Genomic DNA, 14,198 nt, shown 5'->3' on the forward strand with positions numbered 1-14,198 from the left:
GGTTATGCTTCTCGCTGGCCGTCGAGCAGGCGCCGCAGCCGCAGCGGGTTGTCGTGCTGCAGGGCAGTGGGCAGCAAGGCGTCCGGGAAGTCCTGGTAACACACCGGGCGCAGGAACCGCAGGATCGCCGCCGTGCCCACCGAGGTGCTGCGCGCATCCGAAGTCGCCGGAAAGGGCCCGCCATGCACCATGGCGTCGCACACTTCTACGCCAGTCGGCCAGCCGTTGACCAGCAGGCGCCCAGCCTTGCGCTCCAGTACCTGCAGCAGTGCCCGTGCGTGTGGCAGGTCGGTGTCATTCATTTGCAGGGTGGCGGTGAGTTGGCCTTCCAGGTGTTCGGACAGCTGGCGCATTTGCTCGACATCGCGGCACTGCACCACCAGCGAGGCGGCGCCAAAGACTTCGGCTTGCAGGTGTTGATTGTTCAGGAACGTCTCGGCGTGGGTCACGAACAGATGGGCCTGGCCCTGGTTCGGCCCGGTCGCTGGCAAGCCCTTGGCGGCGATGTTGGCGTGTTGGGCCAGGGTCTTCACACCGGTTTCGTAGGCGTTGAAGATGCCCGGTGTGAGCATGGTCTGGGCCGAGCAACGCGAGAGCCTGTCACTGGCAGACTGAATAAAGCGGTCCAGAGCGACGCCTTGCAGGGCGATCACCAGGCCAGGGTTGGTGCAGAACTGGCCGGCGCCTTGGGTCAGCGAAGCCACAAACCCTTCGGCTAAGGCTTCACTGCGGGCTTCAAGCGCAGCAGAAAACAGGTACACCGGGTTGATCGAACTCATTTCCGCAAACACCGGGATCGGCTCCGGGCGTGCCTGCGCGGCTTGGCACAGGGCAATGCCGCCACTGCGCGAACCGGTAAAGCCCACGGCCTTGATGCGCGGGTCGCTCACCAGTGCGATACCCACCTCGTTACCCGCGCCGTAGAGCAGTGAAAACACACCCTCCGGCAAGCCACAATGTTTCACCGCCTGGGCGATGGCGCAGCCCACCAGCTCGCTGGTGCCGGGGTGCGCGTTATGCGCCTTGACGATCACCGGGCAACCGGCGGCGAGTGCCGATGCGGTATCGCCGCCCGCCACGGAGAAGGCCAGAGGGAAGTTGCTGGCACCGAACACTGCGACGGGGCCGAGGGCGATATGGCGCTGGCGCAGGTCGGCGCGGGGCAGGGGTTGGCGCTGGGGCTGTGCGGTATCGACGCGCACGTCGAGCCATTCGCCCAGGCGCACGGTGCGGGCAAAAGCGCGCAGTTGGCCGCAGGTACGGCCGCGTTCACCTTCAATGCGTGCGCGAGGCAAGCCGGTTTCGGCGCAGGCGCGTTCGACCAGCTCATCACCCAAGGCTTCGATGTGGGTGGCGATGGTTTCAAGCAACGTGGCACGATTTGCCAAGGTGGTTTCGCGGTAAGCGTCGAACGCGGCCCACGCCAGTGCGCAGGCCTGTTCGACGTGCTGCTCATCCCCGCCAGCGTAGGCGGGTTCCAGCGGGGTGTTGGTGGCGGGGTTGATCGCCCGGATCGCATCGCGATGGCCGGAGATGGATTGCTGACCGATCAGCAGCTTGCCTGTCAGAGTCATGGGGGCATCCTGAAAAACAAAAGAGGTGTTGTAGGAGCGAGCTTGCTCGCGAAAAACGTGCCTACAACGCGTTCATTCAGGGTGAGCGCGTTATCGTTAACGATCTTCGCGAGCAAGCTCGCTCCTACAAAGAATCAAGCGGCGTTCTGTTCTGCCGACCAGTTGGCATACCACTGGCGGAACAGTGCGTACTGCTGCTCGGCATAGCGTCGCTGGGCAGCGCTGAGCCCGTCGGTTTCGTTGAAGTGCAGGGCGTAACCCTGGTCGCCGTTGAGCACCATCAAATGCTTGTAATACAGCACCAGGTCGCAGCCTTCGTCGAACGACGACAATACCGCCAGCGCAGCTTCCAGCTCACGGGCCTGGCGACGCGCCTTGGCATCGCCCTTGGCGGCCTTTTTGCTCAGGGCCACCAGTTGCAGCACTTCGCGGGGCAGTGCATTGCCGATGCCGGTAATGGCGCCGGTGGCGTTGCAGTTGACAAAGCCGTGGACCACTTGGGTATCGACGCCGACCATCAGGGTCACATCGTCGTCCTGGGAGGTGATGTTTTCCGCGGCGTAGCGCAGGTCGGCGGCACCGCCAAACTCCTTGAAGCCGATCAGGTTCGGGTGTTCGCGGCGCAGTTCGAAGAACAGGTCGGCGCGGGTGGCGAAACCGTAGTAGGGGCTGTTATAGATCACCGCCGGCAGGTTGGGGGCCGCGTTGAGGATCGCTGCAAAGTGGGCCTTTTGCGCAGTGACCGAAGCACCTCGGGACAGCACGCGGGGAATCACCATCAAACCATGGGCGCCAACTTTAGCGGCATGGGCTGCGTGGGATACGGCTTCACGGCTGTTCACTGCACCGGTGCCGACGATGGTTGGCACACCCGCCGCCACCAGGCGCGCCACGCCTTCCTGGCGCTGGGCCTCGGTGAGCAGCGGCCAGTCGCCCATGGAGCCGCAATACACCACGGCACTCATGCCGATGTCGATCAGCTCGCGACCCTTGGCCACCAGGGCGTCGAAGTCCGGTTGGCGCTCGGCGGTGCAAGGGGTCATCAGGGCGGGCATGCAGCCGGTGAAGATGTTGTCGCTCATGGTGCTAACTCCGGTTTCAGTTGAATTGTTCAAGGGCTCAGATGCCCCAGGCAAACGGGTCTTGTTCGTCGATCAGCAGGGTGCTGTCGGCGGTCATGTAGGCGCGGCCGGTGATGAAGGGGCGTACGTGTTCACCGTCCCACTCATAGCGGCCGAGGAACTGGCTGCCGGTGATGCTGGCTTGTACCCAGGGTTCTCCTGCGGCCAGTTTTGCGTCGGCGGCCAGGCAGGCGAGCTTGGCGCTGGTGCCGGTGCCGCAGGGGGAGCGGTCATAGGCTTTGCCAGGGCACATCACAAAGTTGCGGCTGTCGGCGTGGGCGTCGTCGGCGAACAGTTCGATATGGTCGATCAGCGCACCGTCTGCACCACGAATGCCTTGGGCCTCGAGAGCCTTGAGCATCGCCCAGGTGTAGTCGGTCAGGGCCTCCACGTTATCCATCTGCAACTCATGGCCATGGTCCGACACCAGGAAAAACCAGTTACCGCCCCAGGCAATGTCGCCCAGCACCACGCCATGCCCAGGCACCTCAACCGGCACCTGTTTGCGATAGCGGTAAGCGGGCACATTGCGCAGGGTCACGCTGCCGTCGTCGTGCAAGGTGGCCGCGACCGCGCCGACCGGCGTATCGAGGCTGTGCACGCCCGGTTGGATCAGCCCCAGGTGGTGCAGTGAGGCAACCAGGCCGATGGTGCCGTGGCCGCACATGCCCAGGTAGCCAGCGTTGTTGAAGAAGATCACCCCGCAGGTCGCTCCCGGTGTGACCGGCGCGCAGTACAGCGCGCCCACCAGTACATCATTGCCTCGGGGCTCCAGCAGGCATGCGCGGCGCCATTGATCGTGGTGGGTGCGCAGGTGGTCCAGTTGGTCGGCGATCGTGTCGCCAACCAGCGCGGGGAAACCGCTCATGACCAGGCGTGTAGGTTCACCGCCGGTGTGTGAGTCAATCACGTGCAGCCGTTTCATAAGGCGCTCCATCAGTGGGTAGTCGGGGACAGTGGGGCGCTGTAGTGCGCGTCGCTGACGGCTTCGCTCTCGTCCTCTTCCTGCTCCAGGCGCACCAAGTGGGCGGGCACGCCGGTGGCGGCGCCCCAGTAGTAGATGCCCAGGGCGCAGGCCGCCACCACCAGGGTGTCAAACGGGTGGCTGATCACGCCGATACCGCCAAAGCTGCCGAGTTTGGAGAGCAGGATGGTCACGGCGTAGAAGCCGATCAGCCACGCCGAGGAACGCACCTGTTGCTTGAGGTTCAGGTGCGCGGTCGGCACCCAGCGTGCACACAGCAGGTACACCACAAACATCAGGATTTGCAGGCCCAGCAGCCAGGACACGGTGTTCCAGCCCGACCAGTACACGATCAGTGCAGCAATGATGAACGACAGCGGGCCCAGCACTGCCATGCCCTTGACCCGAAACGGGCGCGCCATGTCGGGGGCATTGCGGCGCAGGGCGGCGACGGTCACCGGGGCCACCGCGTAACTGAGGATCAGGGCGGCGGACACCACGTTGATCAGCGCTTCCCAGGACGGGAACGGCAAGGTCCAGAACACCGACAGGGCAAAGGTCAGCCACAGTGCCGGGCGCGGGATGCCGGACTTTTCATCGATGCGCGTGAAGACCTTGAAGAAGGTGCCGGTCTGCGCCCAGCCATACACCACGCGCGGGGTGGCGTTCATGTAGATGTTGCCGCAGCCGCTGGGGGAGATCACCGCATCGGCCACCACCAGGTAGGCCAGCCAGCCTACGCCCAGCGCCAGGGCGATATCGCGATAGGGCAGGGCCAGTTCCTTGCTGATGCCGGCCCAGCCATTGGCGAGCATTTCGGTAGGCACGCCGCCGAGGAACGCGGTTTGCAGCAGCACATAGATGGCCGTCGACAGCAGCACCGAGAGGATCAGGGCGATGGGGATGGTGCGCTGTGGGTTTTTCACTTCGCTGGCCACCGAAATGATCGGCGTGAGCCCCAGGTAGGCAAAGATCACCCCGCCTGCCGACACGGCCATCTCGATGCCCGACAAGCCGAACGGCGCAAAGCCATGCACCTGGAAATTCTCCGGCTTGAAGAAGGTGAACAGCACGCCGATCACCAGCAACGGCACGATGAACTTGAACACGCTCACCAGGTTATTGGCGATGGCAAAGGTCTTCACGCTGCGGTAATTGAGCACAAAGAACAGGCACAGCAAGGCAAATTGCACCAGCCAGCCCAGGGTGGTCGGGTCACTGGAGCCGGCCTTGGTCAGCTGGGGAAACCAGGCTGCCGCATACTGGCGCGAGGCGACCACTTCAATCGCCACCAGGCTGGAAAACGCGATCAGCGTGATAAAGCCCATCAGGTAGCCCAGCAACGGGCCATGGGAGTACACCGGGTAGCGCACCACGCCGCCGGCGCGGGGCAGGGCGGCGCCGAGTTCGCAGTAGACAATGCCCAGCAACAGCACAGCGAAACCACCCAGCAACCAGGAAAAAATCCCCGCCGGGCCTGCGATGGCAGACACGTGGCTGGCAGCGAACAACCAACCCGAACCGAAGATGGCCCCCAACCCGATAAAGGTGAGGTCCATCAGTGACAGCTGTTTCTTGAACTTGCCTTGGCCTGACATAGCGGCGCCTTCTTGTGAGTTATTGGATAGGCATGCAGTGGCGCTATCCTGAACCCACAGGCCTGGCTGACGATTGATGTTTTATGCGGCGATGGATGACGAATTCAGCACAATTTGCCGCGCTCGACAGCGCTCGGCCTATGGCGCAATCTGCTGGCTGTCGACGAATAAAAGGGCAGATAAAGTCATGTTGCAGAGCGCGTTCGCGAGCCTTTTTCAGGGCAGCCGACCCCACAGCATCGAGCAGCTATTGAGCGGGGTAGAGCAGTTGCTGCCGATGCTCGATGTACTGCCCAATGCCGCGATTTTCATCAAGGACATCGACGCCCGCTACGTGCTCGCCAACCGCACCCTGGTGCAACGCTGCGGCCTCAAGCAGCTGCAACCGCTGCTGGGCAAGACCAGCGCCGAAGTGTTTCCCGCACAATTGGGCCCTGGCTATACCGAGCAAGATCGGCGTGTGTTGAAGCAGGGTCTGGTACTGGAAGACCAACTCGAATTGCACCTCTACGGCACCCGCGAACCCGGCTGGTGCCTGACCCACAAGTGGCCGCTGTACAACCGGCTCGGCGCGATCATCGGCCTGGCCGGAATCTCGGTGGACCTGCAATCGGCCAGTGAAACCCACCCGGCCTATCAGCGCCTGGCGGCGGTGGACGAACACATCCGCAGCCACTTCAACCGCCGTGTCACCCTGGGTGAACTGACCCGAATCGCCGGGATTTCTGTGGCGCAACTGGAGCGCTACTGCAAGCGCGTGTTTCACCTCACGCCCCGGCAAATGATCCAGAAAGTCCGGCTCGAACATGCCCGGCGGTTGTTGCATACCGAGCTGCCGATTACCGAGGTGGCGCTGCAGTGCGGGTACACCGATCACAGTGCGTTTACCCGGCAGTTCAAATCCTCTACAGGCTTCACTCCAAGGCAGTACCGGCAAGCCACTCAAGGCGGCAGCGCAGGTGAATGTCTTCTGTAGGAGCGAGCTTGCTCGCGAAAAACCTCAACGATAACGCGGGCGTCCTGAATGAACGCGGCGCCTGTGAGTTTTTCGCGAGCAAGCTCGCTCCTACAGGGTAAGCGTTCTATTGCGATGCAACGAATGGCGCCCACGCCCCTCATATGCTTACACCGACCCTTTTCACCACGACAGGTACCGAGCTTATGACCGCGGCGAACAATGATCATGTGAACTGGCTGGTGCAACATTCCATGCTCTACGCGGCGCGGCAGCGGGCCAAGCTGTATTCGGGGCAAGGGCGCCTGTGGCAGCAGCCCTATGCACAGACCCGGCCGCGTGACGCTTCAGCCTTGTCGTCCGTGTGGTTCACTGCCTACCCCGCGTCGATTGTCACCCGCGAGGGCGGCACCGTGCTGGAAGCGTTGGGGGACGAAACCCTGTGGCATACCCTGTCGAAGATCGGCATCCAGGGCATTCACAACGGCCCGTTGAAGAAGTCCGGTGGTTTGTCTGGCACCGAACACACCCCAACCATCGACGGCAATTTCGACCGCATCAGCTTCGACATCGACCCGCAACTGGGCACCGAGGCGCAGTTGCAGGCCTTGACGCGCATGGCTGCCGCGCACAATGCGGTGTTCATCGACGATGTGATCCCGTCCCACACCGGCAAGGGCGCGGACTTTCGCCTGGCGGAAATGGCCTATGAGGACTATCCGGGCCTGTACCACATGGTCGAAATCCGCGAGGAAGACTGGCCGTTGCTGCCTGACGTGGCCGACGGGCGTGATGCACAAAACCTCAGCCCCTCCCAGGTAGACGCACTGCGCGACAAGCACTACATCGTCGGCCAATTGCAGCGGGTGATTTTCTTCGAGCCCGGCGTCAAGGAAACCGACTGGAGCGCCACCCCGGTGGTGCTCGGCGTGGATGGCAAGCCGCGACGCTGGGTGTACCTGCATTACTTCAAGGAAGGCCAGCCGTCGCTGAACTGGCTTGACCCTTCGTTTGCTGCGCAGCAGATGATCATTGGTGATGCGTTGCACGCCATTGATGTGATGGGCGCGAAAATCCTGCGCCTGGACGCCAACGGCTTTCTCGGTGTGGAGCGCAAGCTCGACGGCACGGCCTGGTCCGAAAGCCATCCGCTGTCGATCACCGGCAACCAGTTGCTCGGCGGCGCCATTCGCAAGGCGGGCGGTTTCAGTTTTCAGGAGCTCAACCTTACCGTGGATGACATCGCGTCCATGTCCCACGGCGGCGCCGACCTGTCCTATGACTTCATCACCCGGCCGGCCTACCAGCATGCCTTGCTGATGGGCGACACCGAATTCCTGCGCCTGATGCTGCGCCAGATGCACAGCCTCGGCATCGACCCCGGCTCGCTGATTCACGCGCTACAGAACCACGATGAATTGACCCTGGAGCTGGTGCATTTCTGGACGCTGCATGCCCATGACAGCTTCCTGTTCCAGGGCCAGACCTTCCCCGGCAACATCCTGCGCGAGCATATCCGCGAGCAGATGTACGAACGCCTGACCGGCGAACATGCGCCGTATAACCTCAAGTTCGTCACCAACGGCGTGTCCTGCACCACCGCCAGCATCATCACCGCAGCCCTGGGGATTCGTGACCTGGAGGCGATCACCCCGACGGATATCCAGCAGATTCGCCAGATCCACTTGCTGCTGGTGATGTACAACGCCATGCAACCTGGTGTGTTTGCCTTGTCCGGCTGGGACCTGGTGGGCGCGTTGCCGTTGGCGGCCGAAGAGGTGGCGCACCTGATGGCGGATGGCGACACCCGGTGGATCCACCGTGGCGCCTACGACCTGGTAGACCTGAACCCCGACGCCGAGCTGTCGGCGGGGCAAATGCCGCGCTCAAAAAGCCTGTATGGCAGCCTGAACAGCCAACTGCAGGACCCAGAGTCCTTTGCCTCCCAACTGCAAAAAATCCTCGCCGTGCGCCGCGCCTACGACATCGCCGCCAGCCGCCAGATCCTGGTGCCAGATGTCGAGCATCCCGGCTTGCTGATCATGGTTCACGAACTGCCGGCGGGTAAGGGCACGCAAATCACGGCGCTGAACTTTGGTGCCACGCCGATCACCGAAACCTTGCACCTGCCCAACATCGCACCGGGGCCGGTGGTGGATATCATCAATGAGCGGGTGGAAGGCGATTTGACCGAGGAGGGCGCGTTCACGATCACGCTGGACGCTTATGAAGGGCTGGCGTTGCGGGTGGTGAGCAGCACGCCGATGTAAAGGGATATTGGCCCTGGCAAACCGTAAACGTCATCGCCTACTGTAGGAGCGAGCTTGCTCGCGAAAAACGTCAACGATAACGCGAGCTTCCTGAATAAAAGCGGCGTCTGTGAGTTTTTCGCGAGCAAGCTCGCTCCTACAAGGCGAGCCGTGTCAGAGGATCAGTGGTGCTTGTTCTTGTGCTTATGTTTGTTGCCTTTGTGCTTGCCACCACCGGAACGATGACCGCTCTCGTCATCGGCCAGGTTGTTACCCAGCGCGCCACCGGCTGCGCCGCCCACGCCGGCACCAATGGTCGAACCGGTGGTGCCGCCCAGGCGATTGCCAATCAGCGAACCGCCCGCCGAGCCCAAACCGCCGCCAATCGCCGCTTCGGTCTTGTTACCCTTTTGCGCACCCACCGCACTCCCGGCGGCGCCACCTACGCCTGCGCCAATGGCTGCGCCAGTCGAGCCACCGAGCTGCTGGCCCACCACATTGCCCAACACACCGCCGACACCGCCTCCTAGCGCCGCCGTACCATCTCCAGCGGCCAGAGCGCCTTGGGAGATCAGGATGCCCAATGCCAGGGCCGGGAATGTCATTTTCATTTTTTTGTACCTCAAGGGCTGTCTCAGGCGCTCACGGGGTAAAGCACGCCTGGCAGTGTGATTAGAGCACAGGCCGCCGCACCAGGGGTTCGGTGATAGCTCCTTGCACAAAAAATTTTTTCCAGCCCTCTTGAATTCCTTTTGTGCGTCCATAAATTTTTGATCACGCGATGCCGAATCCGGGTCGCGTACTAAATCACTTGGAGAAACTCAGGAGATTTTAAAATGGCTACTACCCTGTCGTTGGCCCCACTGTTCCGTCAATCGGTGGGCTTTGATCGCTTCAATGACCTGTTCGAGTCGGCGCTGCGCAGCGAGGCTCCGAATTCCTATCCACCTCACAACGTGGAAAAGCACGGTGACGACGCGTACCGCATTGTCATCGCCGTCGCTGGCCTGACCGAGGAGGATCTGGATATCCAGGTCGAGAGGGGTGTATTGACGGTTTCCGGCGGAAAACGCGAAACCGACGATAAGGTCGCTTACCTGCACCAGGGCATTGCCCAACGTGCGTTCCGGTTGTCGTTCCGCTTGGCGGACCATATCGAAGTACGTGGCGCATCCCTGACCAACGGGTTGCTCAACATCGACCTGCTGCGTGAAGTGCCTGAAGAGGCCAAGCCAAAACGCATCATGATTGGTGGCGAGGCCAAGCCCGAGCTGCGTCAGGTCAGCTTGCAGTAAAACAATCGGCGGTAAAAAGGCGCTCTGCGGAGCGCCTTTTTTGTGCGCGCTGCAAACCCAGGTCCGCTAAGCCTGGGTGTTGGGTGCAAACAACTGCTTGGCCTCGGCAAAGCATTTCTCGGCGATGGCCGAGCGCGGTTCGGTCTTGCGCATCACCATGCCCAAGGGCGCTAGGACGCTGGCATCCGGCAGGTGAATAAACGCCAGGTTCTCGATGGGGCTTTCCAGGCCGCTGTCCAACGGCATGATCGCGCAGCAGAAGCCTTCGTGAATGGCCTGGAACAGTTGATAGGTGGAGTCGCTTTCCAGAATCGGCTGGGGATCGAGACCGCGGCTGCGGAAACTCAAGTCAATGGATTTTCGATAGTGCATGCCATTGCTGATCATCCCCAGGGGCAGCTCGGCGGCTTCTTCCCAGCTCATCTGCGTGCCTTCGAAGTGGAAGTGGCGGGTATCGTACAGCAGGCCGACACGGGTCTCGCCCAGTTCGAAAAACTCCAGGTAGTTGGGGCTGACGTGGTCCAGGTAACACACGCCCAGGTCCAACTGGTTGGTGCCCAGGGCTTCGATGATTTTGTCCGAGCTCATGGAGGTGAGGCTGAACTTGAGTTCCGGAAAGCTGCGGGACAAGCCCTGGATGAAGCTGATCGGGTTGAAGCCGCTCAGGGGCACCAGGCCCAAGCGCAGGTTACCGACCAACTGGCCGCGACACGCAGCTGCTTCGGCGAACAGGCCGTCGTGGGCGGCGAGTAAAGTCCTGGCCCAGGCCAGCACGCGTTCGCCGGCCTGGGTGAAGCCTTCGAAGCGTTGGCCACGGGTCACCAGTTCCAGGCCCAGTTCTTCCTCCAGGTTGCGCAGGCGCATCGACAGGGTGGGCTGGGTGATGTTGCAGCGGGCGGCGGCCTGGCCGAAATGGCGGGTCTGCTCCAGCGCGAGCAGGAATTTAAGTTGTTTGATGTCCATGAAGGCACCTGCCTGGAAATGAGCCGATGATCGCATTGTAACGACCGGCACGTCCAAGTGCCCTTGCCACGGTGCAGTGGCATTGTTCCATTTCTGGGATGGAGCGGCCCGTTTCAGCTACTACCTAACCCCGAACGCGATGACTAAGGTGGTCCCACTGTTTTTTTGGGTGGGCCAGCTGACACACGTCCAGGTCGCTGCCCAAGCGTGTCTTTACAGGAAGTACAGGCACAGCCGGGCGCAGCTCCGGCGCACACGCCAGGGAGGTATCGCCAAGCAAGAGGAAATGCAAATGACTGCATCAGGTAACGCTGCAAACTTCAATGGTCAAAAGCCAACGATTGACCCCGCTGACACCGCCATGTTGCTGATCGACCACCAGAGTGGTCTGTTCCAGATCGTCAAGGACATTGATGTTCCTCAATTGCGTGCCAACGCCATCGCGCTGGCCAAGGCCGCAACCCTGCTGAAAATACCGGTCATCACCACCGCTTCGGTGCCGCAGGGCCCCAACGGCCCGTTGATTCCGGAAATCCACGAAGCCGCGCCGCACGCGCAGTATGTGGCTCGCCGTGGCGAAATCAACGCGTGGGACAACCCCGAGTTCCATGCTGCCGTCAAAGCCACCGGCAAGAAGACCCTGGTAATCGCCGGCACCCTGACCAGCGTATGCCTGGCGTTCCCGTCCATTGCGGCGGTGCATGAAGGCTACAAGGTGTTCGCGGTGGTCGATGCCTCGGGCAACCACTCCAGGCTGGCCACCGACCTGACCGTCGCACGCCTGGCCCAGGCCGGTGTCGTGCCGATCGACATCATGGGCACGCTGTCGGAGCTGCAAGGTTCCTGGAACCGCCCGGATGCCCAGGAGTGGGCCAACGTCTACACCCAGGCCATGCCGCACTACCAGCTTCTGATCGAGAGCTACATCAAGGCCCAGGAAGTGGCAAACAACCACGAAGTACTAGACTCACAGCGCACCTAAATACGCTGGGGCCTTTTGCGGTAAGCCCATGTTGGGCGCTGCCTCTATTTATCAGGAGTATGAAGATGTCTACACCTTACGTTCGTTTGGACAAAGATAACGCCGCGGTGCTGTTGGTCGACCATCAGGCCGGCTTGCTGTCATTGGTCCGTGACATCGACCCGGACAAATTCAAGAATAACGTGCTGGCCCTGGCTGACCTGGCCAAGTACTTCAAGTTGCCGACCATCCTCACCACCAGTTTCGAAACCGGCCCCAACGGCCCGCTGGTGCCCGAGCTCAAGGCGCTGTTCCCGGATGCGCCGTACATTGCGCGCCCAGGCCAGATCAACGCCTGGGACAACGAAGATTTCGTCAAGGCCATCAAGGCCACCGGCAAGAAGCAATTGATCATTGCCGGCGTCGTGACCGAAGTGTGCGTGGCGTTCCCGGCGCTGTCGGCCCTGGCCGAAGGCTTTGAAGTGTTTGTGGTCACCGATGCCTCCGGCACTTTCAACGAACTGACCCAGCAATCGGCCTGGGCTCGCATGTCGGCCAACGGCGCGCAACTGATGACCTGGTTTGGCCTGGCCTGCGAGCTGCATCGCGACTGGCGCAACGACATCGAGGGCTTGGGGACGTTGTTCTCCAACCACATTCCGGACTACCGCAACCTGTTCACCAGCTACAACGCGTTGACTGAAGGCAAGTAAGGCTGCCGCTAGCTCTGGGGGGGACGGTAGAGCGCCTATTTCCCTGGCGCCCCAGGATCCAACTGTGGGAGCTGGCTTGCCTGCGATAACCGGTAACCACGATGCGAAGCGAGCCGCTCTTGATCTTGATCCGCTTTTGATCTTAGGCGCCCCGTTAAACCACGCTGGCCGGAATTCGCCAGTGATTTGGGGGGTAAACCGGCAGGGATGCCGGTTTAGCCGCCCCGCGCCATGGATGGCGCGTGGCGGCGGCCCCCCAAATCACTGGCGGATTACGGGCACACCGAGCCTAAGCGAGGTGCCGAGTGGTGGGGCAAGAGCGTTTTGCTTACTTTTGCGCTTTTCAAAAGTGAGCCGCCGTCAGGGCGGAACCCTAAGTGGCCGTTACCTGAATAACGGATATGTACGCGGTCAAATCCAACATCCCGATCGGCTGTCAGGCAGTCTTCGCAGGCAAGCCAGCTCCCACATTTGGATCGCGGTGCGTCAGTTAGAACAGCGTCGGCTATCCGGTCGTCGCGGGAGCAAGTTCCCTCACCACTGGATCGGTACCGCTAGAAGGATGACAGCACTCTAGTCGTATTTTGTAACTAACCCACGTCCCAAAAATTCAGCCCTGTGGCGGCAAAGTGGGACAAAACGCCACCTCGCCATTCAATTTTCATAAAAATGTAACAACCCTGCTTCACAGTTCGGGAGCCCGTCACCACAACGAGTTCCTTTTAATGAAAAGCTTGATGAAGTCCGCAGCACTCGCCATTACGGTATCCCTGTGTGCCTCCTCCGTGACCTTCGCCGCCGAGAACGTACGCCTCACCGGCTCTGGCGCCAGCTTCCCTGCACCGATCTACCTCACCTGGTTCAAGGATTTCAGCAAGAAGACCGCTGGCGTCACCGTGGATTACCAATCCAAGGGCAGCGGCGCAGGTGTGCAGGACTTCCTGAATAAAACCGTCGACTTCGCCGCCAGTGACTCGGCCATGAAAGACGAAGACATCGCCAAGGTCGCCGAAGGCGTGCAACTGCTGCCAATGACCGCCGGTGAAATCGTGCTGGCCTATAACCTGCCGGGCAATCCCAAGGGCCTCAAGCTGCCACGCGATGTTTACTCCAATATCTTCCTGGGCAAGATCACCAAGTGGAACGACCCACAGATCGTTGCTGCCAACCCGGACCTGAAGCTCACCGACACGCCGATCACCGTGGTGGTACGCGCAGATTCCAGCGGCACCACAGCGGTATTTACCAAGCACCTGGCCACCATCAACCCTGAATTCAAAACGGCGCTGGGGGAGGGCAACACCGTCAACTGGCCGGCCAGCGACAAATTCATCAAGTCGCCCAAGAACGATGGTGTGACCGCCACCGTCCGCCAGACTCCAGGCGCGATTGGCTACATCGAGTACGGCTTCGCCAAACTGGCCAAGGTTGACTTCGCCCAGTTGCAGAACAAGGCCGGCCAGTACGTAGTGCCAAACGCCGAAAGCGGCGCCGAGGCCCTGGCCGCCGTGAAGATGCCGGAAAGCCTGGTGGCCTGGTTGCCGGACCCGGACGGTGCCAAGTCTTACCCGATCACCTCGTACACCTGGATGATTTTCCGCAAGGACAACGGCAACCCCGCCAAGGCCAAGGCCATGCGCGAAATGGTTGAGTACAGCCTGACCGAGGGGCAGAAAATCGCCGACTCGATGGGGTACATCCCGCTGCCGCCATCGGTGGTAGAGCAGGTTCGCAAAGCCTCCGCCAACATTCAGTAACACCCGTGAGGCCGCTCTCGGTGTGGGCTGTTTGCCGCGCCGGGGGCG

12 protein-coding genes are annotated in these 14,198 nt (G+C 61.5%); 6 read left to right on the forward strand and 6 right to left on the reverse strand.

Annotated elements, in window-relative coordinates:
- Nucleotides 1-2 precede the first annotated feature (2 nt).
- The 4 genes from PSH76_RS12805 to PSH76_RS12820 all read right to left on the reverse strand — a co-directional run bounded on the left by PSH76_RS12805 (nucleotide 3) and on the right by PSH76_RS12820 (nucleotide 5,257).
- Nucleotides 3-1,574 carry an aldehyde dehydrogenase (NADP(+)) gene (locus PSH76_RS12805; RefSeq protein WP_305494217.1) on the reverse strand — a complete coding sequence of 524 codons (1,572 nt, stop codon included), beginning with the start codon at nucleotides 1,572-1,574 and terminating at the stop codon, nucleotides 3-5.
- A gap of 134 nt (nucleotides 1,575-1,708) precedes the next feature.
- Entirely contained in the window at nucleotides 1,709-2,656 is a 948-nt protein-coding gene (locus tag PSH76_RS12810; RefSeq protein WP_032897145.1) for a dihydrodipicolinate synthase family protein, read from the reverse strand.
- A gap of 37 nt (nucleotides 2,657-2,693) precedes the next feature.
- The gene (locus PSH76_RS12815; protein ID WP_305494218.1) at nucleotides 2,694-3,620 is read right to left on the reverse strand and encodes a 4-hydroxyproline epimerase; all 927 of its coding nucleotides are present in this window, start codon (nucleotides 3,618-3,620) and stop codon (nucleotides 2,694-2,696) included.
- An 11-nt stretch (nucleotides 3,621-3,631) separates the two neighbouring features.
- Nucleotides 3,632-5,257: an APC family permease gene (locus PSH76_RS12820; protein ID WP_305494219.1), complete on the reverse strand. Its 1,626-nt coding sequence runs from the start codon at nucleotides 5,255-5,257 to the stop codon at nucleotides 3,632-3,634.
- 187 nt (nucleotides 5,258-5,444) lie between these two features.
- Between PSH76_RS12820 and PSH76_RS12825 the strand changes: the two genes are divergently transcribed.
- Nucleotides 5,445-6,233: an AraC family transcriptional regulator gene (locus PSH76_RS12825; protein ID WP_278917829.1), complete on the forward strand. Its 789-nt coding sequence runs from the start codon at nucleotides 5,445-5,447 to the stop codon at nucleotides 6,231-6,233.
- 185 nt (nucleotides 6,234-6,418) lie between these two features.
- Nucleotides 6,419-8,482, forward strand: coding sequence for a maltose alpha-D-glucosyltransferase (gene treS, locus PSH76_RS12830; protein WP_305494220.1), 2,064 nt, complete (start codon nucleotides 6,419-6,421; stop codon nucleotides 8,480-8,482).
- Nucleotides 8,483-8,643: 161 nt separating this feature from the next.
- Here the strand turns inward: treS and PSH76_RS12835 are convergent, their stop codons facing one another.
- A complete protein-coding gene (locus PSH76_RS12835; RefSeq protein WP_034127523.1) occupies nucleotides 8,644-9,072 on the reverse strand; it encodes a glycine zipper domain-containing protein in 429 nt (142 codons plus the stop codon).
- Between the two features lie 225 nt (nucleotides 9,073-9,297).
- On the opposite strand from PSH76_RS12835, the gene PSH76_RS12840 reads away from it, so the two are divergent.
- Entirely contained in the window at nucleotides 9,298-9,756 is a 459-nt protein-coding gene (locus tag PSH76_RS12840; protein WP_003191546.1) for an Hsp20 family protein, read from the forward strand.
- Nucleotides 9,757-9,822: 66 nt separating this feature from the next.
- On the opposite strand, the gene PSH76_RS12845 is transcribed toward PSH76_RS12840, so the two are convergent.
- Nucleotides 9,823-10,719 (reverse strand): LysR family transcriptional regulator, encoded by an 897-nt coding sequence (locus PSH76_RS12845; RefSeq protein ID WP_305494221.1) that lies wholly within the window; start codon nucleotides 10,717-10,719, stop codon nucleotides 9,823-9,825.
- 292 nt (nucleotides 10,720-11,011) lie between these two features.
- On the opposite strand from PSH76_RS12845, the gene PSH76_RS12850 reads away from it, so the two are divergent.
- The 3 genes from PSH76_RS12850 to pstS all read left to right on the forward strand — a co-directional run bounded on the left by PSH76_RS12850 (nucleotide 11,012) and on the right by pstS (nucleotide 14,150).
- The gene (locus PSH76_RS12850; RefSeq protein ID WP_032897157.1) at nucleotides 11,012-11,701 is read left to right on the forward strand and encodes an isochorismatase family protein; all 690 of its coding nucleotides are present in this window, start codon (nucleotides 11,012-11,014) and stop codon (nucleotides 11,699-11,701) included.
- Between the two features lie 65 nt (nucleotides 11,702-11,766).
- Nucleotides 11,767-12,393: an isochorismate family cysteine hydrolase YcaC gene (ycaC, locus tag PSH76_RS12855; RefSeq protein ID WP_003191542.1), complete on the forward strand. Its 627-nt coding sequence runs from the start codon at nucleotides 11,767-11,769 to the stop codon at nucleotides 12,391-12,393.
- Between the two features lie 725 nt (nucleotides 12,394-13,118).
- Nucleotides 13,119-14,150 (forward strand): phosphate ABC transporter substrate-binding protein PstS, encoded by a 1,032-nt coding sequence (pstS, locus tag PSH76_RS12860; protein ID WP_044274067.1) that lies wholly within the window; start codon nucleotides 13,119-13,121, stop codon nucleotides 14,148-14,150.
- Nucleotides 14,151-14,198 lie beyond the last annotated feature (48 nt).

Origin of the sequence: Pseudomonas sp. FP215 (assembly GCF_030687795.1) — a bacterium.
GTDB lineage: Bacteria > Pseudomonadota > Gammaproteobacteria > Pseudomonadales > Pseudomonadaceae > Aquipseudomonas > Aquipseudomonas salmasensis.

Coding starts and splice junctions, on each gene's coding strand:
- PSH76_RS12805 (WP_305494217.1), bottom strand. CDS start 1,574: ATGACTCTGACAGGCAAGCTGCTGATCGGTCAGCAATCCATCTCCGGC.
- PSH76_RS12810 (WP_032897145.1), bottom strand. CDS start 2,656: ATGAGCGACAACATCTTCACCGGCTGCATGCCCGCCCTGATGACCCCT.
- PSH76_RS12815 (WP_305494218.1), bottom strand. CDS start 3,620: ATGAAACGGCTGCACGTGATTGACTCACACACCGGCGGTGAACCTACA.
- PSH76_RS12820 (WP_305494219.1), bottom strand. CDS start 5,257: ATGTCAGGCCAAGGCAAGTTCAAGAAACAGCTGTCACTGATGGACCTC.
- PSH76_RS12825 (WP_278917829.1), top strand. CDS start 5,445: ATGTTGCAGAGCGCGTTCGCGAGCCTTTTTCAGGGCAGCCGACCCCAC.
- treS (WP_305494220.1), top strand. CDS start 6,419: ATGACCGCGGCGAACAATGATCATGTGAACTGGCTGGTGCAACATTCC.
- PSH76_RS12835 (WP_034127523.1), bottom strand. CDS start 9,072: ATGAAAATGACATTCCCGGCCCTGGCATTGGGCATCCTGATCTCCCAA.
- PSH76_RS12840 (WP_003191546.1), top strand. CDS start 9,298: ATGGCTACTACCCTGTCGTTGGCCCCACTGTTCCGTCAATCGGTGGGC.
- PSH76_RS12845 (WP_305494221.1), bottom strand. CDS start 10,719: ATGGACATCAAACAACTTAAATTCCTGCTCGCGCTGGAGCAGACCCGC.
- PSH76_RS12850 (WP_032897157.1), top strand. CDS start 11,012: ATGACTGCATCAGGTAACGCTGCAAACTTCAATGGTCAAAAGCCAACG.
- ycaC (WP_003191542.1), top strand. CDS start 11,767: ATGTCTACACCTTACGTTCGTTTGGACAAAGATAACGCCGCGGTGCTG.
- pstS (WP_044274067.1), top strand. CDS start 13,119: ATGAAAAGCTTGATGAAGTCCGCAGCACTCGCCATTACGGTATCCCTG.